The organism is Psychromonas sp. MME2, from assembly GCF_040566515.1.
Taxonomy (GTDB): Bacteria; Pseudomonadota; Gammaproteobacteria; order Enterobacterales; family Psychromonadaceae; genus Psychromonas.
The window spans coordinates 1-19,183 of record NZ_JBEWXI010000007.1 but is presented as its reverse complement, the minus strand read 5'-3'; the positions used below and the strand labels follow the sequence as shown (position 1 = coordinate 19,183).

The 19,183-nt window shown below is 41.5% G+C and carries 17 protein-coding genes, 1 tRNA gene and 2 pseudogenes; 8 read left to right on the top strand and 12 right to left on the bottom strand.

All coding sequences use genetic code 11. The annotated features are described in order from the left end of the window. Positions 1–14: 14 nt before the first annotated feature. The 4 genes from AB1A03_RS07015 to AB1A03_RS07000 all read right to left on the bottom strand — a co-directional run bounded on the left by AB1A03_RS07015 (position 15) and on the right by AB1A03_RS07000 (position 5,652). Positions 15–2,111: a 3-hydroxyacyl-CoA dehydrogenase NAD-binding domain-containing protein gene (locus AB1A03_RS07015; protein WP_354623944.1), complete on the bottom strand. Its 2,097-nt coding sequence runs from the start codon at positions 2,109–2,111 to the stop codon at positions 15–17. Next, the gene (locus AB1A03_RS07010) at positions 2,111–3,400 is read right to left on the bottom strand and encodes a thiolase family protein (protein WP_354623943.1); all 1,290 of its coding nucleotides are present in this window, start codon (positions 3,398–3,400) and stop codon (positions 2,111–2,113) included. The genes AB1A03_RS07015 and AB1A03_RS07010 overlap by 1 nt, the downstream gene beginning before the upstream one ends. A 56-nt stretch (positions 3,401–3,456) precedes the next feature. Beyond that, a complete protein-coding gene (locus AB1A03_RS07005; protein ID WP_354623942.1) occupies positions 3,457–5,226 on the bottom strand; it encodes an AMP-dependent synthetase/ligase in 1,770 nt (589 codons plus the stop codon). Positions 5,227–5,561: 335 nt separating this feature from the next. Beyond that, a tRNA-Ser gene (locus AB1A03_RS07000) sits at positions 5,562–5,652 on the bottom strand. Positions 5,653–6,143: 491 nt separating this feature from the next. Between AB1A03_RS07000 and leuS the strand changes: the two are divergent. From leuS to nadD, 4 genes and pseudogenes are all read left to right on the top strand, one after another. After that, a pseudogene (gene leuS, locus AB1A03_RS06995) lies at positions 6,144–8,721 on the top strand (leucine--tRNA ligase). Positions 8,722–8,877: 156 nt separating this feature from the next. Continuing rightward, positions 8,878–9,381 (top strand): LPS-assembly lipoprotein LptE, encoded by a 504-nt coding sequence (locus AB1A03_RS06990; protein ID WP_354624184.1) that lies wholly within the window; start codon positions 8,878–8,880, stop codon positions 9,379–9,381. 6 nt (positions 9,382–9,387) lie between these two features. Then, entirely contained in the window at positions 9,388–10,392 is a 1,005-nt protein-coding gene (gene holA / locus AB1A03_RS06985) for a DNA polymerase III subunit delta (protein ID WP_354623941.1), read from the top strand. 6 nt (positions 10,393–10,398) lie between these two features. Next, on the top strand, positions 10,399–11,055 hold the full coding sequence (gene nadD / locus AB1A03_RS06980; RefSeq protein ID WP_354623939.1) for a nicotinate-nucleotide adenylyltransferase: 657 nt from the start codon (positions 10,399–10,401) through the stop codon (positions 11,053–11,055). On the opposite strand, the gene queE is transcribed toward nadD, so the two are convergent. Continuing rightward, positions 11,052–11,729 (bottom strand): 7-carboxy-7-deazaguanine synthase QueE, encoded by a 678-nt coding sequence (gene queE, locus AB1A03_RS06975; RefSeq protein ID WP_354623938.1) that lies wholly within the window; start codon positions 11,727–11,729, stop codon positions 11,052–11,054. The genes nadD and queE overlap by 4 nt on opposite strands. A gap of 71 nt (positions 11,730–11,800) precedes the next feature. Between queE and queC the strand changes: the two genes are divergently transcribed. The 3 genes and pseudogenes from queC to AB1A03_RS06960 all read left to right on the top strand — a co-directional run. After that, the gene (gene queC / locus AB1A03_RS06970; protein WP_354623937.1) at positions 11,801–12,463 is read left to right on the top strand and encodes a 7-cyano-7-deazaguanine synthase QueC; all 663 of its coding nucleotides are present in this window, start codon (positions 11,801–11,803) and stop codon (positions 12,461–12,463) included. A 117-nt stretch (positions 12,464–12,580) separates the two neighbouring features. Further along, positions 12,581–14,368 carry a fatty acid cis/trans isomerase gene (locus AB1A03_RS06965; protein ID WP_354623936.1) on the top strand — a complete coding sequence of 596 codons (1,788 nt, stop codon included), beginning with the start codon at positions 12,581–12,583 and terminating at the stop codon, positions 14,366–14,368. Between the two features lie 44 nt (positions 14,369–14,412). Further along, positions 14,413–14,922, top strand: a pseudogene (locus AB1A03_RS06960) (fatty acid cis/trans isomerase); the annotation flags it as partial. Here AB1A03_RS06960 and arfB read toward each other — a convergent pair. Further along, the gene (gene arfB / locus AB1A03_RS06955) at positions 14,919–15,335 is read right to left on the bottom strand and encodes an alternative ribosome rescue aminoacyl-tRNA hydrolase ArfB (protein ID WP_354623934.1); all 417 of its coding nucleotides are present in this window, start codon (positions 15,333–15,335) and stop codon (positions 14,919–14,921) included. The pseudogene AB1A03_RS06960 and the gene arfB sit on opposite strands and share 4 nt — an antisense overlap. Beyond that, entirely contained in the window at positions 15,335–15,955 is a 621-nt protein-coding gene (locus tag AB1A03_RS06950; protein WP_354623933.1) for a tRNA-uridine aminocarboxypropyltransferase, read from the bottom strand. The genes arfB and AB1A03_RS06950 overlap by 1 nt, the downstream gene beginning before the upstream one ends. 27 nt (positions 15,956–15,982) lie before the next feature. Here AB1A03_RS06950 and rrtA point away from each other — a divergent pair, with 27 nt between their 5' ends. Next, a complete protein-coding gene (rrtA, locus tag AB1A03_RS06945) occupies positions 15,983–16,573 on the top strand; it encodes a rhombosortase (protein ID WP_354623932.1) in 591 nt (196 codons plus the stop codon). Between the two features lie 96 nt (positions 16,574–16,669). Here the strand turns inward: rrtA and AB1A03_RS06940 are convergent, their stop codons facing one another. The 5 genes from AB1A03_RS06940 to AB1A03_RS06920 all read right to left on the bottom strand — a co-directional run bounded on the left by AB1A03_RS06940 (position 16,670) and on the right by AB1A03_RS06920 (position 19,147). Next, entirely contained in the window at positions 16,670–17,815 is a 1,146-nt protein-coding gene (locus AB1A03_RS06940) for a flagellin (protein WP_354623931.1), read from the bottom strand. A gap of 128 nt (positions 17,816–17,943) precedes the next feature. Next, entirely contained in the window at positions 17,944–18,093 is a 150-nt protein-coding gene (locus AB1A03_RS06935; protein ID WP_354623930.1) for a flagellin N-terminal helical domain-containing protein, read from the bottom strand. Beyond that, the gene (locus AB1A03_RS06930; RefSeq protein WP_354623929.1) at positions 18,090–18,347 is read right to left on the bottom strand and encodes a flagellin N-terminal helical domain-containing protein; all 258 of its coding nucleotides are present in this window, start codon (positions 18,345–18,347) and stop codon (positions 18,090–18,092) included. The genes AB1A03_RS06935 and AB1A03_RS06930 overlap by 4 nt, the downstream gene beginning before the upstream one ends. 261 nt (positions 18,348–18,608) lie before the next feature. After that, positions 18,609–18,869: a flagellin gene (locus AB1A03_RS06925; protein ID WP_354623928.1), complete on the bottom strand. Its 261-nt coding sequence runs from the start codon at positions 18,867–18,869 to the stop codon at positions 18,609–18,611. 2 nt (positions 18,870–18,871) lie between these two features. Then, a complete protein-coding gene (locus AB1A03_RS06920) occupies positions 18,872–19,147 on the bottom strand; it encodes a hypothetical protein (RefSeq protein WP_354623927.1) in 276 nt (91 codons plus the stop codon). Positions 19,148–19,183 lie beyond the last annotated feature (36 nt).

Here is a 19,183-nt window from a genome sequence, read left to right as displayed (position 1 = left end):
AGCGACCAACTCCGTTAAATAGGGGCTAACTTGATAGCGTTAGGGATAATTTCATTAAGAGCGTTACATTTATTGACGATAGTCTCCAAACCAACACTGTCAGCCCAGCGGCACAATCCACCTCGCCAAGGCGGGAAGCCCGTGCCCATCACCATCGCCAAGTCCAACTGTCCTGCATTAGCAACGATATTTTCCTGCAAACAATGTGCGGCTTCGTTAACCATAATAATCATTAAGCGGTCAATAATATCCTCTTCACTGTGCGCTTTTTTCGCCGTTGTCCCCGTAAAATTGGCCACCAATGGATTGACTGTGACTTCCTTACCTTGATATTTATAAAATCCAGCACCCCCTTTCTTTCCTAACAGTTTTAAATCCTCATATACGGTTGTGAGCAGCGGACTCACCGCCATGCGCGAACCAAAACCTTCCTGTAGCGTTTTAGCAACCTTATAACCAACATCAATGCCCACCTCATCGGCTAACTGAAAAGGTCCCATCGGCATACCAAACTCAGTGATCACGCGATCAATCATCTCAATATCAGCCCCCTCTTGTAGTAAATAGGCAGCTTCATTCATGTAGGGTAATAAAATTCGATTAACTAAAAATCCCGGGCAGTTAGCCACAACAATTGCCGTTTTCCCCCAACTTTTAACCATAGCAACCGCACGCGCAATGGTCTCATCACTGCTTTTTTCGCCGCGAATAATCTCCACCAAAGGCATACGATTAACGGGATTAAAAAAGTGCATCCCACAGAAATTTTCTGGGCGATTTAGCACACTCGCCATCTCGGTAATAGACAATGCAGAAGTATTACTACAGAGCAATGTCGAATCACTGATGTGCGTTTCTGTCTCCGCTAATAGCTGTTTTTTGATAGTGATATTTTCCACAATCGCTTCGATCACCACTTCTACATGGGCAAAACCTTCATAATTTACCGATCCACCAATGCGATTCATGGCCCGATCAATGTCACCTTGTTGAAGGCGACGACGTTTTTTTAACTGGGCAAAATAATTACTCGCCTGTGCATAACCTAATGCGACGGCATCCCAACTAATATCCTTCATTCTGACGGAAAGTTTGTGCTGAGATAATAGCCACGCGATACCGCCCCCCATTACCCCGGCACCAAGCACTGCTGCGTGCTGAGGCGGCGTAATTTCGCCCTTATAATCTGCTCCCGTAGACTTTTTAACCGCTTCGGTTAAGAAAAACAGTTCGATCAAATTTTTCGATATATCGCTAACCGCTAATTTGGAAAAGGCCTCAAGTTCACGGCTGATGCCCTCATTAAAACTGCATTTAGTCGCGACAACATCGAGCACGGCAAGTGGAGCGGGATAAAAACCTTTACTGCTTTTCAGAACACTTTTGCGCGCTTGTTTAATCACCCATGCACGGCCCCAGGATGTCTCTAAGAGTTGATTCATGATGCGTTGTGTTTTAGCTCGAGGCTCCCTATTCGCCTTTAACTCATCTCTAAAGTTCGGATCGCGCAACTGTTGTAAAAAGCCTTCACATTGATCATTTAATAACGCAGAGGCGATCAACTTATCTATCAATTTTATTTTTTTCGCTTTACTGCCATTAACGGTTTTTCCTGCCAAAATAATATCCAATGCATTGGGTAAACCGATTAATCTTGGTAAGCGTTGTGTTCCCCCCCACCCGGGAATAATTCCTAAGCGAACTTCAGGTAACCCAATAGTTGTTTTAGGATTATCCGTGGCGATACGGTAATCGCAGGCTAGCGCCAACTCGCAGCCCCCACCAACACAGGCACCATCAATAATCGCGACGGTGGTTTGTGGTAATGCGGCGATACGGGTAAACAACATTTGCCCAACTTGCCCCTTTTCACGTGCAGTTGCTAAGTCATTAATATCGCGTAATTCCTCAATATCGGCCCCCGCAATAAAAATATCTTTTTTAGCACTTTCAAAACTGACCACTTCATACTGCGTCTCTTTACTAAGCTCTGTGACCACTTGAGCTAGCTCAGACATAACAGCTGTGGATAACTTATTTACTCTTTCATCGGGAAGGTCAAAAATAACACGTAATAACCAATCGTTTTTTTCCATGCGAATTGTTTTCATTACTCTACCTCCAGTGCCAGAGATGCACCTTGACCACCACCAATACAAAGTGTCGCTAATCCTCTTTGCCCCCCTCTTCTGCGCAATTCATGCAACAAGGTTAATATTAATCGCCCGCCCGTTGCGCCAACGGGATGACCGAGTGCAATCGCCCCACCATTGACATTTAACTTGGCGCGATTGATGACCCCTATGGCTTTATCTCTGTGTAGATATTGCTTTGCAAATTGGTCACTCGCAAAGGCACGCTCATTGGCGATCACCTGCACGGCAAAAGCTTCATTTAGTTCAATTAAATCGAAATCATCGAGTGTCAGCCCCGTTTTATCTAATAAACAGGCTGTAGAGTAAACGGGCCCAAGTCCCATTCGCGCACCATCAAGTCCGGCATAGCTGTAATCACGTAAATATCCAAGGGGTTTTAAACCGCGCTGTTTTGCCGTTGACTCCGCCATCACAGTGAAAGCTACCGCACCATCGGTTATCGGACAGGCATTACCAACGGTCACACTACCTGCATCGCGGTCAAAATAGGGACGTAATTTAGATAATGCCACACTGCTTTGATCACCGCGCGGGCCATTATCAAGGTGTTGAATATGTTTATAATCAGGTGCACAGGGAACAGGCACAATTTCATCGCTCAAACGTCCATCGGACTGTGCCTGTGCTGCACGTTGATGACTAAGCAATGCAAACTCATCTTGCTCTTGGCGGGTAATGGCAAATTCACGGCATAACACTTCCGCCGTTTGCCCCATATTTAACCCACAAACGGGGTCAGTTAATCCGAGCTCAATACCAATCACTGGTTTTAAAAAATGGGCGCGGAATGTCAATAGCGCCTTTAATTTATCCGGCAAGCTTTTAGCCATCATTAGCCGAGTAAAAAAATCACTCATTTGCGCACTCAATAATAGTGGAATATTAGACATCGATTCAGCCCCACCTACGACCGCGATCTCGATTTCACCAGCAAATATTTTATTCGCGGCGGTGGTCATCGCTTCCATACCCGACGCACAATTGCGATTAACCGTATAAGCGATGGTGGTTGAAGGAAAACCACCCTGTAAGGCGATCACACGAGCAATATTAGCGGCATGACCGGGCTGAGCCACATTGCCCATTATCACCTCGTCAATGTCATTATAATTGAGTACCGATCGTGCCATTAACTCACGAACAACAATGGCACCAAGTTGATCCGCCTGCATCCCCTTAAAAGCCGTACCCGCTTTACAAAAAGGGCTACGAATCCCTTCAATTATCGCTAATCGCTCTTTCATATCCTCTCCTATCAATGCTTAAAATGGATCACAGTTGATGGTCTTTAGTAATTATTTTATTCGCTATGATGGCTATACATAGACGTTATCAGCTCTGCATGTCGCTCACTCACTTTTCCTCGGCAAAGTTTCATGGTCGGCGTTAATAAACCTGACTCAATCGTCGGCTCCTCGGTAATTAACCTGAAGCTACGTATTTTTTCCCAGTCATTAATCGTTGCATTGATTTGATCGACGTGTTTTTGCAAGGACTGCATAATGCAATGATCCGCATCCTGAGACTCAGCACATTCAGGCGAGTTTTGATAGGTGGTAAATGCTCTTTGGAAAGCTTCGCCTTCCGCAAAAAGCAGTGCGCTAACAAATGAGCGACCATCTGCAATCACCATTGCAGCATCAACTAAAGGATGTTTAAGTAGAGCTTGCTCAAGCGGTACGGGCGAAACAAATTTACCCGTTGAGGTTTTACAAATATCACTCAAGCGTCCAGTAATAATCAAATTTCCATGTTTGTCGAATACTCCCGTATCGCCAGTACAAAACCAGCCGTCATCATCAAAACGACTAGCCGTATACTCGGGCATTTTATGATACCCCAGCATGATGTTTGGTCCCTTACAGCGAATCTCCCCCTCTTCTCCCCGAATTTCCACCAGCACATCGGGAAAAGCGGGGCCAACTGTTCCTGGATGATTATGACCAGGATAATTAGCAGTTAACACTGGCGATGTTTCCGTTAAACCATAACCTTGATAAATGGGAATACCTGCATTAATAAAAAAACGACATAAATGTTCATCGAGAGCGGCACCACCAGCAATGACTGTTTTTAATCGACCTCCTAAACCCGATCTGATTTTTTTAAATAGCAATTTATCTGCGGCAAATTTACTGAGCGCATTAGCATTATCTTGATGCCCGACTTGCACACTCCAATTGCCCAGTGCTTTTATTAAAGAAGAGGAGCTGTCTATTTTTTCATGTAATTTCGAATAGAGTTTTTCTAAAATACGCGGCACCATGGTCATTATCGTAGGCTCGACTATCGGTAAATACTCTTTAAGCTTTTGCACGTCATCAGCAAAATAGATGGGCACCCCCTGACAGAAATAGGTATAAACCACCGTACGTTCAAAACAATGCGCAAGAGGTAATGCACTGAGCGCCCTATCTTTACTATGATCCAGAGGATAACGCTGTATAGCAGCAACGATTTGGCTACATAGATTATTATGGCTAAGGACAACACCTTTAGGATCACCAGTGCTACCTGATGTATAAATAATGGTGGCAATATCATCGGGCTTTAGCTGTGCACAAAGTTGTCGATATAGCTCCGGTTTAGCCAGTGATAATTGGTCGCCTTTTTTTAGCAAATCGTTAAAATTGACATAGTTACTTTTTTGCTGATGGGCAACATCTCTTAAGATTACTTTTTTTAATGACTTGCATTCACTTTGTGCAAAAGTCCATAACTCAGGATCATCTACATAGGCAAAACGGCAAGCTGAATCTTTGAGTTGATAGGCAAGATTTTGTTTGCTGATTTTAGGGAATACTGCGGTACTGTAACCACCCGCTAACATTATGGCCAAATCCACCATTAACCACCAAGGGCTAGAATTAGCAATAATAGCTACCACATCGCCACGCTTTAAGCCTAACGCAGCAAATCCCAAAGCCATACGACGAATAGTTTCTAAAAAATGTTCAGATGAAAGGGGAGAAAAACCATCTCCTCGACGATAAAAAAACGCTCCACTACTACGGAAAGTGGTAAAAGATTGTTGCACAAGTTCTGGTAATGTCATTCCTTCTTTCGTCATAACATGAATCCCTCTGTTTCACCTGCGGGTATTGCATATTAAGTATAGGGCGGCTTTGCCATTGGGCAAACGTAACCGATCTGTTTGTTTTGTTTATCTGTGAGTTAGCTTGAAATAATAGGTAAATATAATGGGGTGTGGAGTTCAGTCCGCATGGCTATGCGAAGCATGGTGAATAATAGTTCTAAGCAAAAAAAATATAAAAATGCAGACTCAAACCTGCGCACCATTTACTCTCAGATAAAGCAACCAATAGAGTAATAACAAGCAAGGATATGGGATTTTCTATATTACAGAAATGAAAAAGGCTTCTCAATTGAGAAGCCTTTAAAATGTGGCGGAGGAGGAGAGATTTGAACTCTCGGAGAGCTATTAACCCTCGCTGGTTTTCAAGACCAGTGCATTAAGCCGCTCTGCCACCCCTCCGGAACAGGACGAATCATACAGATTGTCGCTTCAATTTGTAAAGTAGAATTACATAAAAAAAATTTGTTTGCCGAATTTATCAACAAAATGGGTAAATTAACGTCAAAAAATTACTAATAATGATAGCTACAGTGGATCCGTATTATCATCAACACGCATCGCATAGCTTAAGTTGCAATCTCCTCAATAGCCACTTAGATCATATTCAACTTTTTGACTACTATCGCTGCGTTGCCTCACTCTGCTGTTGAGGGGGAAATTCATCTTTACTGAGCAATAAATACAATTACCCAATAGCAAGGCAACTCACTTCGCAAAGAAAGTACAAAAAACAGCCCCTTTTTAGCTCGTTTTTACGCTACAGCCATCAATATGTTAACAATCCGAGTAAAAATCACGCTTATTTCTCATAAATATTGTTGCTCAGTCCTCGCTCCTGTATCCTATCACCCTATTTATTTTTTCATTTATTATTGCTAGGCAGATACGATATGCAAGAGTTATATAATCCCAAAGAGATTGAAAAGAAATTCCAAACAAAATGGGAAGAAGAACAATCATTTAAAGCGACAGAAGATCCATCAAAAGAAAAATATTACTGCCTATCTATGTTCCCTTACCCAAGTGGGAAATTACACATGGGTCACGTCCGCAATTATACCATTGGCGATGTAGTATCACGTTATCAACGCATGCAAGGCAAAAACGTCATGCAGCCTATGGGCTGGGATGCTTCGGATTACCAGCAGAAAATGCGGCGATTAAAAATAATACCGCACCAGCTGGTTGGACCTATGACAATATTGAATATATGAAAACGCAGCTAAAACAGCTCGGTTTTGGTTACGATTGGTCTCGAGAGTTGGCCACTTGCCGTCCTGAATATTACCGCTGGGAACAGTGGTTCTTTACTAAGCTCTATGAAAAAGGGTTAGTTTATAAAAAAATGTCTACGGTAAACTGGGATCCTGTCGATCAAACTGTACTCGCCAATGAACAGGTTATTGATGGTCGTGGTTGGCGCTCTGGTGCCCTCGTTGAGCAAAAAGAGATCCCACAGTGGTTTATTAAAATTTCCGCCTATGCGCAAGAACTTTTAGATGATTTAGATACGTTAGAAGAGTGGCCTGAGCAAGTACGTACCATGCAACGTAATTGGATTGGTCGTTCTGAAGGGATTGAGATGGACTTTAACGTTGCAGGAAGCGATGAACGCTTTTCTGTTTACACAACCCGTCCTGATACCGTGATGGGTGTCACCTATGTTGCCGTGGCAGCTCAACATCCATTGGCACTAGCGGCTGCCCAAAACAATCCTGAACTTGCTGCGTTTTGTGAAAAATGCAAAAACGTAAAATTGGCAGAAGCTGATATGGCAACCATGGAAAAAGAAGGCGTTGATACGGGCCTAAAAGCGATTCACCCTATTACTGGTTTAGAAGTGCCAATTTGGACTGCTAACTTTGTCTTAATGGGATATGGATCTGGCGCCGTAATGTCTGTACCGGACATGATCAACGTGATTATGAGTTTGCTAAAGCCTACGGACTCGATATTAAAGCGGTAATCAAACCTGCCGATAGTGATGTCGATGTCTCCCTTGAAGCATACACAGAAAAAGGCATCTGCTTTAATTCCGCTGAATTTGATGGTTTAGACTTCGAGGCAGCATTTAATGCCGTTGAAGCAAAATTAGTGGCAGAGAACAAAGGTAAACGTCAAGTTAACTTCCGTCTACGTGACTGGGGTGTCTCGCGTCAGCGCTACTGGGGTGCACCTATCCCGATGTTAAACTTGGAAGATGGCTCAGTGGTTCCAGTCCCAGAAGATCAACTCCCGGTTGTTTTACCTGAAGATGTTCAGATGAATGGTATCATCTCTCCGATTAAGGCTGATCCAGAGTGGGCAAAAACAACCTTTAACGGCGAAATAGCAACGCATGAAACAGATACCTTTGATACCTTTATGGAATCAAGCTGGTATTATGCGCGTTACTGTTCACCACAAAGTGACGATATGATGCTCGATCCAGAAAAAGCCAACTACTGGCTACCTGTAGATCAATATATCGGTGGTATCGAACATGCCATTTTACATCTTTTATATTCGCGCTTTTTCCATAAATTATTACGTGACTTTGGTTTGGTTAACTGCGATGAGCCATATAAAAAACTCCTCACTCAAGGCATGGTATTAGCAGATGCTTATTACTATGAAGATGAGAAAGGCGGTAAAGTTTGGGTTGCACCAACGGATGTTGAAACAGAACTTGATGGCAAAGGTAAAGTGATCGCCGCTAAAACAAAAGACGGCAGAGCTGTTATTTATGATGGCATGAGTAAAATGTCTAAATCTAAAAATAACGGCATAGATCCACAGTTGATGATCGATAAATACGGTGCCGATAGTGTGCGCTTATTTATGATGTTTGCTGCACCTTCCGATCAAACGCTAGAATGGTCTGACTCCGCCCTAGAAGGTTCGCTACGCTTTTTAAAACGTCTGTGGAAACTATCTTATGACCACGTGGCATTAGGTGAAACTGCGCCGTTAAACCTTGACGCACATAATGATGAACAAAAAGCGCTACGCCGTGATGTACATAAAACCATCGCCAAAGTGACCGATGATATTGGCCGTCGTCAAACTTTTAACACAGCTATTGCAGCCGTCATGGAGTTAATGAATAAGTTAACTAAAGCGGCAATGGATGACGAACAAAGCCGTGCTATTTTGCATGAAGCGTTAGTTGCCATCGTGAAACTCTTATCACCGATCACGCCACATATCGCCGCAGAGATATATGCAATGCTCGGTGCACAAGATGATATCATCAACGCAGAATGGCCAACGGTTGATGAAACTGCATTAGTGGAAGATTCAAAACTGATTGTGGTACAAGTTAATGGCAAGCTACGCGCAAAATTATCTGTACCAGCTACAGCGGAGCAAGAGAGTGTCGAGGCACTTGCATTTGCAACTGACAATGTCAGTAAATTTACCGATGGAAAAACGGTGCGAAAAATCATTTACGTTCCAGGTAAATTACTTAATATCGTCGCAAATTAGTGGTAACAAACTAGGTTTTCATTGCGCAGCAATAGATGAGAGTAAAAAATAGTCTACTCTCATCTTATTGATATTAACTAACCGAAAAGGCTTCTTAATGATCTCTTATTTTGTAACCTCTTATATGCCAAGCAGCGATACTGCAAAAGCTCTTTTATTTTATGCACAACACTCTTACTCAGTGGCTGTGGATTTCACCTCAAGCATGTCGATGGATTAGCCGATAAATATCCGCAACTTTACCTGCAAACGCATGAACCGAATGGTGATTTAGCACGTTTTGTTAAGGTTCGCCTCCGTGGTGCAGGTATCGAGCTTGTCCCTAATCCTGATGCCAATATCGCGACCTTAAAAATAGACTCAGAGCGTCGTTCATCACGCACTATCTCACTTTATGTGAACGCACAAAATGCTGAACAAGAAATCAGTTACAACCTAAATTATTCAATTCAAACACCAGGCTATCAAGCGCAGGAGTTCAGTGTTAATTTATACCGTGATTTTTTGGATAATTCAGCAAAAGCATTGGCAAAGTCGCGCGAATCAGAGCGCTTACTCAAAGAATTACGTAGTATTGCCGCGGATAACATAATAACAACGATGCTTAGCCTAAATATTAACAATGCAGATAAATTACCCGAAGCAACGGTAACCGAGTGATTATTTGTGCGAATTTATCCTGAGCAGTTACTGCAACACTTAAAACAAAAAATACCTCATTGCTGCCTGATTTTTGGCGATGAGGCACTGCTCTGTTTGGAAGCCCGAGATCAAATTCAACGGGTTGCCAAAACAGCGGGGTTTATGGAGACCTTCTCCTTCAGCTTGGACGGGAAGTTCTCAGGTGACCTTATTTACAATGAGTTTAATTGCCACTCTCTTTTTTCAGAAAAAAAAATTATTGAGCTTAGCTTTACTAAAACAAGTAAAGAAAACACCGCGTTTATCCGTGAAATAACCACGCTCATTAACGACGATATATTATTAGTTTTGCAAGGCCCAAAACTTAATAGCCAACAACTCAATAGTGTTTGGTTTAAAACCCTTGAGCAACAAGGTATCTATATTTCCACCAACACTCCCGCTGCACATAGGCTACCCCAGTGGATGTTCCAACGCTTAAAGGCGTTAAACTTACACGCAGACAAAGAGGTCATTGACTATCTTTGTACCCACTTTGAAGGCAATTTATTAGCGGCAAAACAAGAATTTGAAAAACTCTCTTTACTTTACCCAAAGCAACACTTAACGTTAAAGCAAGTTGAGCAGTTGATTACGACACATAATCATTACAGCCTTTTTCAATGGATAGATTGCTTACTAGCTGGTGATCAAATTCGCGCGACGCGTATATTCAAACAACTTAAAGCAGAAGGCAGTGAGATTCTGCTGTTAAGTGCCACCCTTAATAATGAGGTTGTTAAATTACTTAAGTTAAGTTATCAGCGCCAACATACGCCATTAACACAACTATTTAAACAGCAAAAACCGATGCTCTGGGCAACTAAGCAACAGCTTATTACGGATGCATTAACACGCCTGAGTAGTGCTCAACTTGAAAAGACACTCAATTGCTGTGCCGAATTAGAAATTGCCATTAAAGTGGATAATAGCGATGATAACTGGCTACAACTTGAGGCCATCAGCAGATCATTTTTTAGTAAAGAGTAGCAATAGATGAATCAATATAATCAACAAACCGCGATTGGATTTTTAGGCGGTACCTTTGATCCCATCCATTTTGGCCACCTTCGCCCTGCACTCGAAATCAGTACTGCTCTGGCGTTACAAAAACTCTATGTCATGCCAAATCATATCGCGCCACATAAAAAGAGCAGTCAAGCCAATGCACAACAGCGCAGTGAGATGGTGCGTTTAGCAATACAAGATCAAGCCAATATAGAGATAGATACCAGAGAGCTAAATCGACACGCTAAAAGTTATACTATTGATACGCTCAAAGAGTTAAAAAAAGAGCACCCTAATAATCCAATCTGTTTTATTATGGGCATGGATTCACTACAAAGTTTTGACTCGTGGTATCAATGGCAGGAGATACTTAACTACTGCCATTTAGTGATTAGTGAGCGACCAGGAACAACGCAACTATTCAATAAAACCATACAAGCGTTAGTGGAACGCTGCCGCTGTGATGATATCGCGACCTTACATAATTTACCCTGCGGTAAAATATACTTTCAAACAACTAGCCAATTTGATATTTCATCAACGCAAATTCGTCAATTACTAAAAAACAAGATGCCTATTGACTACTTACTGCCAGAGGCCGTTCATCAATATATTAAGCAGCAGGGTCTTTACCAAAGAGATTAATCTATCCCCAAGTACTTATGAACCTGCACCGACAATCGCCAATTTCGTTCAATGCAGACGCGACTGCAAAGCGCTGTCGCTCTACTCTTTTGTGAGATAGGTTGTAAACAGATCACCTTATTCTGTATCGATATTAATGATGCTAATAGCTCATCGAGTTGCGCAATATCATGCTCAGTGCCCACGGGATGCTTAATTTCATTGGCTCGCTCAAGTGCACTCGACAGAATGGCCTTACCGCCACGCATATTGACTTTAGGCGATAACGTCACCCAACTTCTATCATCCACTAAAATAGGATGTGTACCACTGGTTTCAATTTGTGTTTGAAAAGCATATTGATGTAATAGTGTTGTCAATTCACGAAGATCATACATACAGGGCTCTCCACCTGTGATCACCACCAAATTCGCGCTATAACCTAAGCGTTTAATCTCATCAATAATATCCTGTGCAGTGACGCCCGCCCAACAATCGGAATCATTACTTTGATCCGTCAGATTAGTTAACTGTGTCTCTTTATCGGGATCGATATGCCAAGTATTTTTTGTATCACACCATGCACAGCCAACATCACACCCCTGTAAACGGACAAAAATAGCAGGCAAGCCAGTGAAATGACCTTCCCCTTGGATAGTTTGAAATAATTCATTTACTTTATAGTTGCTATGCATTCGCGTATTATACTCCGCTAATAAAAATTTGTTCGGACTTATAAGTTAATAGAACAGGAAACACAAGTATTATGAATAAAAAAGTTGTCGTAATTTACTCCGGTGGCATGGACTCTTACACCGTATTGCACAAAGCGATTCAGCAAGGATTTACGCCATATGCATTAACCTTTGATTATGGACAACGCCATATCAAAGAGATTGAAGCGGCAAAAAAAGTGTGTGCCGATCTTGGCATCAACCATAAAGTGATCGATATATCTGCTATTAACGAACTTATTGGTGGTTCATCACTCACCGATAGCAATATAGATATCCCACTTGGTGATTACCAAAAAGATAACATGGTCTCAACGGTCGTACCCAATCGTAATATGATTTTGCTTTCCCTCGCGATTGGTTATGCCGTCTCATTAAAGATAGAAAAAGTCTACTACGGCGCACATTCTGGCGACCATGACATTTATCCCGACTGTCGCCCCGTATTCATCGAAAAAATGAACGATGTGGCCGCAGTCGCCAATTATGAAAAAACGGAAATTTTTTCTCCCTATTTACATAGCGACAAGGTTGGTATTCTAAAAGATGGCTTAGCGATGGGACTAGATTATATCAATACGTGGACTTGCTACAATGGCCGAGAAAAAGCATGCGGTCACTGTGGTAGTTGTCTGGAGCGACTCCATGCATTCGCTGCTAATGGTGTAACCGATCCCGTTGCGTACGAAGCATAATCAGTTGTAAAATTCGCCCCCTTTAGCTTGAATTAATTTTTCATTAATAAAGGAGGCGCTATAATTATCGGTAGTCATTTACTATAAAGCAACACATCAAACGAAAGGACTCTAGCAATGCTATTACGGCAGCTCTTGATAGTACTAAGCACTCTTTTTATCTTCTCTTGTTCAGATACCACAAAAGAGATGAATGAAGATTATGGCACACCGCAAGTCCGCGATCGCATACGCCCTAACGATGACCCCCTCGCTATTGATTACCTAACACAAGTAAAGCCTATAATTGATCAACGCTGCGTTGTTTGCCATGGCTGTTACGATGCCCCCTGCCAGTTAAAACTCACCTCACCAGAGGGGATAGATAGAGGCACCTCAATCGAGAGTGTTTATGCCACTCGTCTATTTGAAACTGAACCTACTCGATTATTTATCGATCATAAAACAACGCAAGCGTGGCGCGATAATCATTTCAATTCCATATTAAATGAACGAGATCAGACACCGACCGCAAACTTGCAAGGCAGTGTGCTATATCAACTACTAGTACAGAAAATGAAACATCCGCTTCCAAATGTCGCGGTACTGCCCGATGATTTTGATTTTTCTTTAGATAGAGAGCAGCAATGCCCAAGTATCGAAGAGTTTGCTAGCTACGCGGAAGACAAACCACTTGCGGGCATGCCCTATGGCCTACCACAGCTAAGTAACAGCGAATTTAAAAAAATAGAGAAGTGGATTAGTCAAGGCGCACCAATGGCACAACCAATAGCACTCAATGACAATATGCTCGCTGAAATTGAAAAATGGGAGATGTTATTAAATGGCAAGGATAATAAATCGCAACTAATCAGCCGCTATATTTATGAACATCTGTTTTTAGCGCATATCTATTTTTCAGAACAGACTACAGACAATAACAAGCAACCGATATTTTTCCGATTGGTGCGTTCAACAACGCCACCAGGAACAGACGTGGATGAAATTGCAACGCGACGCCCCTACACAAAACCACCCGTTGATCAATTTTACTATCGCTTACTTCGCGATACAGAAACCATATTAACAAAAACACATATGCCCTATGCACTGAACAAGGATAAATTAGCACGTTGGAATGCATTGTTCTATAAAGCTCATTTTAGCGTCGAAAATCTACCAAGCTACGAAAAGGGGTACAATCCGTTCAGCACATTTGCAGCTATCCCTGCACATTCCCGTTATCAATTTATGCTCGATGAAGCTCACTTTACGATTATGGGATTTATTAAGGGTCCCGTTTGCCGAGGACGAATCGCCTTAAATGTTATACGAGACAAGTTTTGGGTCTTTTTTGTCGCCCCAGAACTAACAAATTCAAAGGCGTATGACGAATTTATCCTGGGGCAAGCAGAAAATTTGCAATTACCATCGGACTATAGTGAAAATCATCTCGCTCTTACCACTTGGCATAAATTCTCTAAATTAGAACAAAAATACATTGCCGCACAGGACACTGCCTTAAAAAGTACCAAAAAAATAGATCAATACCTCGGTCTAAATGGTATCTGGAACGGTAATGAAAATGCTGGATTAACTATTTTTAGGCATGCAGATAATGCTCAAGTAGTAAAAGGGTTACAGGGTCCCCACCCTAAAACAGCATGGTTAATTAACTACCCCATTTTAGAACGAATTCATTACCTATTAGTTGCAGGCTATGATGTTTACGGGCGAGTAGGTCATGAATTAACCACACGGTTGTATATGGACTTTTTAAGAATTGAAAGTGAAATGGACTTCATCACCCTACTTCCGATTGGCAACCGCACCGATGAAATTAATAGTTGGTACCTTGACGCTAATAAAGATTTAAAAACTTACTTTGATGAAAATAGTTTTTCTTACATAAACAAAATAATTTAACCTATGTAACAAGTAACCCGAAAAAAGAGTTATTTAACAAATTAAAACAACACTACCAAGAGCCGTTAAGCACGACACAACGCGATAAACAACGATTGGATCTCGTTAATGAGCCCTTAGCGAGATTGAATCATTTACCAAACCACGCCGTTCAGCAATTATCACAGGCGAGCTTTATATTAGTTGAAGATGCCAATGAAGGAGAGCAACTATTTAGTTTAATACGTCACAACGCTCATAAAAATGTCTCTAGCTTGTTTCGTGCAGAAAAAATGCATCTTCCCGATCAAGATACCGCTGAAATATATACGGGTTTATTAAGTAACTACCCTGAAACTATTTTTGCGTTCAAGGCTTCACAGCAAGCAGCATTTAGTCAACAACTTGCCGCAGTCGCTGATGCCGAAAGTTATGCGAAGTTACTGGATAAATATGGAGTTCGCCGCAGTAGTAAAAACTTCTGGGAGGTGAGCGATACAATTCATCGCTTATATCAACAAGGTGATGCGATTAACTCCGGTTTGTTTGATTATAATCGCTTAGATAATCGCTAAGCGTCGAAATTTTTCTTACGCATCGCTTTAATTTGTCCGCGCGCTGTTTTTTTATCCATACGCCGATGCTGAGAACCTCGCGTTGGCTTGGTATCTCGTCGAGCCTTCTGCACAACCACCGCGGCCAAAATTAACGTTTTTAAGCGTTCCAATGCATCACTACGATTTTTTTCTTGAGTACGATGCTGTTGCGCTTTAATGATAATCACACCATCAGCGGTGATACGCGAATCGGAGTATTTGAGTAAACGTTCTTTATAAAATGGCGGTAATGTAGAAGCGTTTATATCAAAACGAAGGTGAATGGCACTAGAGACCTTATTAACATTCTGCCCACCTGCTCCCTGCGATCTAATTGCGCTCAACTCAATTTGCCAGTCCGCTATCTCCACACCCGCTGTAATTTTTAACATTATGAGGCTGTCTCTCTGCTATTTTTATCAAGATAATGTTTTTTATAAGTCCCCTCTGGCATTCTGGATATTTGATAATCAATCATGGCATTAAAACTTTCCAACAAAGGCAAATATTTTTCACTTTCGTTTTCCAATTGAGAAAGTAAATAGTAACCCGCTTCGACCGTCGATAAACCATCTTCACGCGGTGATTTACGGATACGGTAATGGCTACTCTCTGTCCCTGTTATCGCCACTTTCGGTAATTTTTGCAAAAAAGGGTTGCTCATTAATAGTTTATAGGCTTTTTTCCAACTACCATCGAGAATAATAAAATGACTGTCAAAATTAATATTGGCCTGATTTATTAAGCTATCGGCAGGAATTGCCGCCTCATCAGGGAACAATAAATAACTGTTATCAATATCAAATAAACCTTCGTCAAACAAGTTAGCAGTAGTAATTTCACAGCGCTGTAACGATAACGCTAGTATTTTGGCGGTGCCGATCGCTTTTTTTTCTTCACTCGGATCTTGCAATATGTGCAAAAAGTGTTGATTATCAATCATTTTAATCGTTGCACAAATACATGCAGATTGTGCTTTTAAACAACGTTGGCACACGACTCGTTTGGTCATAAATTCTCACAGCAATAAAGGAAACGGATGCGAAATCTTGCTATTGAAACTACGCTCATCATATCAATATCGATATTAGTTTATATATTTGAGCCACAAGCTAGTCAGCTTCTGGCATATTATCACAATGCTATTACCCATTTCGAGTATTGGCGATTCATCAGCGCAACTTTCTGCCATACTAATTTCAATCACCTTGGCCTCAATTTAATCGGTTTACTTATTACGCTCGGACTTTTTATCGACACCTTTAAAGAAGTTAAGGTATTGCCCCTTCTCCTATTTAATAGCCTATTTATTGGTCTTTGTCTGTTTTTATTAGAGCCAACAGTTACAGGGTATGTCGGTTTATCTGGGGTGTTACACGGATTATTTAGTTATGGAGTGATAAGTGATATCAAAAATAAAGATCGCTGGGGGTATTTATTAGGAACAGGTTTTGTGATTAAAATTTTTTATGAGCAAATTTTTGGTGCGCAACAAAGTACCATTGATTTAATTGCCGCCCCCGTGCTGGTTAACGCCCATCTATACGGCGCTATCGCGGGGCTCATTTATTATTTTTTATTGGCAGCCATAAATAGAAAAAGGCAGCCAAAGCTGCCTTTAAATGGGTGAACCATCGGAGAAAATGAGAGTAAAAACCAAAGAAATTTTCACCCATTTTACCTGTGGTAATTAGCGATTAACGACTAACTACCTGTAATATCACTATTAGCCCTGTAGCAATGATAATACGTTTTGTGAACTTGCGTTTGCTTGCGATAGCATAGAGGTACCTGCTTGTTGCAAGATTTGCGCTTTACTCATTTTCGATGTTTCAGCAGCAAAATCGGCATCTTGAATACGCGAATTTGATGCAGATAAGTTTTGTGAAACATTCTCAAGGTTAGAGATAGTAGAGCTCAAACGATTTTGAATCGCACCTAAGTTAGCCCGTGAATCGGATATTTTATCTAAAGCAACATCTATTTTATCAAGGCTACTGACCGCATTTTTTGAAGTGGTCACGCTTAATCCTAATTCAGTCACAGAGGTACCACCGACATCGATCATGCCTAATTTATCTAGTGCCGTTGCTTTAGCCGCTTCCGTTGGTGCGTGACTAGCCACAACAATATCACCATCATCGGCAGCGGTAAGTAAAATTTCAGTTCCACTTATTGTGGCGATCACGCCCGTTTCTTCAGTTAATTTATTGATGGCATTGACTTGATCTGCTAATGCTGCGCCCGAAGAAATTAATGGCACACCATTAATCGTAATCGCATCCGCTTCATTAATCGCACCACCCGTAGGAGTTTCACCCAGTACAGCAGAGCCATTGGTCACCATAAAACCTAAATTTTTCGTCTCTGTAGCGACCCCATTTGTACCTAAATCAACGCCAATAGGTTCTGCATTTTGACTGGTTAAACCTAAGTAACCTTTAAAGGTCCCGTTTTCTAAGCCAGAAGTAGCACCAGCGCCAGCGATGGTGATAGTTTCACCGCTATCATTATTTAAAATGAGTTGACCATCTTCTCCCACTGTTGCTTTTAATCCTTCAACGTCACGATTAATGGTTTCCGCTAAGTTTTCCATGGAAGATGTCGCTGCAAGCGTCACCGCGGTGCCGTTACCAATGGTAATCTGCAAACCACTGGTGATCCCTGTTACATTGGTGCCCGATTGTCCTTCAACCACATTATAGGCATCAGCGGTTACCCCTGTAGAAGCGGTCTCAAGATTAATGACTCGCGCCATTTCAGCAGCGCCACCACCGGCAGCTATTGCACCAATATCAACGCCATTAATAGCAACAGCACCATCCGCCGTTGCGACACTATCAAGAATTCGACCACCATCGAGATCTCCCATTAACTCCGCCATTTAAGCCAAGTTCGGCAGTGGTCACGCTAGCAATACTAAAGGTGATATTTTCACCAGAATTCGCGCCTATTTGCAAAGTGGTTGAGGCATTAGAGCCATCTAATAAATTTGTCCCATTAAATTGGGTGGTTGTGGGGATGCAATAACTTTATTGTGGTATAAAGTTGATCCACCTCTTTTTGAATAGAGGCTTTATTTGATGCAGAGTTAGTGTCATTCGCAGCTTGCACGGAAAGCTCACGCATACGTTGCAAAATGTTGGTCATCTCATCCGCATCGACCCCTCGGCGGTTTGCGCCATCGAGATACCATCGTTTGAGTTACGTACCGCTTGGTTAATACCACGAATTTGTGACTGCATCCCCGTTGAGATAGCTAAACCTGCGGCATCGTCCTTGGCACTGTTGATACGTAAACCAGAAGATAGACGTTCCATCGCTTGGTTTTGGGTAATTTGACTTTTGTTTAATTGGCGCTGTGCATTGAGCGACATTATGTTGGTATTGATTATTTGAGCCATGGGCTCCTCCTTAATTTCTTTGCAATCCCTTTGCGGGAAAATAGGCAATTATTGTTTTAATTGCCGTCAACTTTTACTCTCCCTCGTAATAAAGCGATTTTCATGCCAAGTTTTCAAAACAAAAGTAATCTAAATAAAAACAATAACTTACATTAACCCTAATTGATAAATTGAGAAAATGAGAGACTGTTTTTTGACTGATTAAATAAGAAGCAAAAAAGAGGCAATCAATTGCCTCTTTTTTTGTCAATTTATTGTTCTTTACAATAATTTAAAAAGACTTAATCCCTGCATTTTCACAAAGGTTTGCTGAGTGATTTCTAATAGGCTCATCTGTTGTTGAAATTCACTCATTGCAGCAGCCATATCTAAATCTTCTAAATTTGATAATGTTTTTTGACTGCTTAAATTAAAATCAAGTGTCGACTCGCGCTGATTTTCTATAGTACGTATGCGAGCCCCTACCGCGGTACCAACGTTTGACACTGAACTCATGGTATTGTCAATTTGGTGACGGGCCATATTTAGCCCCATTTCCCGTTGAGATTGTCCACACTATCTTCTCCCGGTATTCTTAAGGTATCGATAGCATCTTTGATAGTGGCAAAAATATCCTTTGTGTCACTTTGACGTAATGTGAAACTATCAAGATTTTGACCTCCCCCTTTTAGCTCGGTTTTAATACCATTAAACTCAATGGATTGGCCTTCTTGATAAGGCGTTGGCTCAACATATTTATTGATTTTATAGGTATCGGTCAAATCAGGGATACCATCAATCTCAAATGAAAATCCATTCACAGAAAGATAGTTGGCGCTTCAGTATTTGCAGGATTA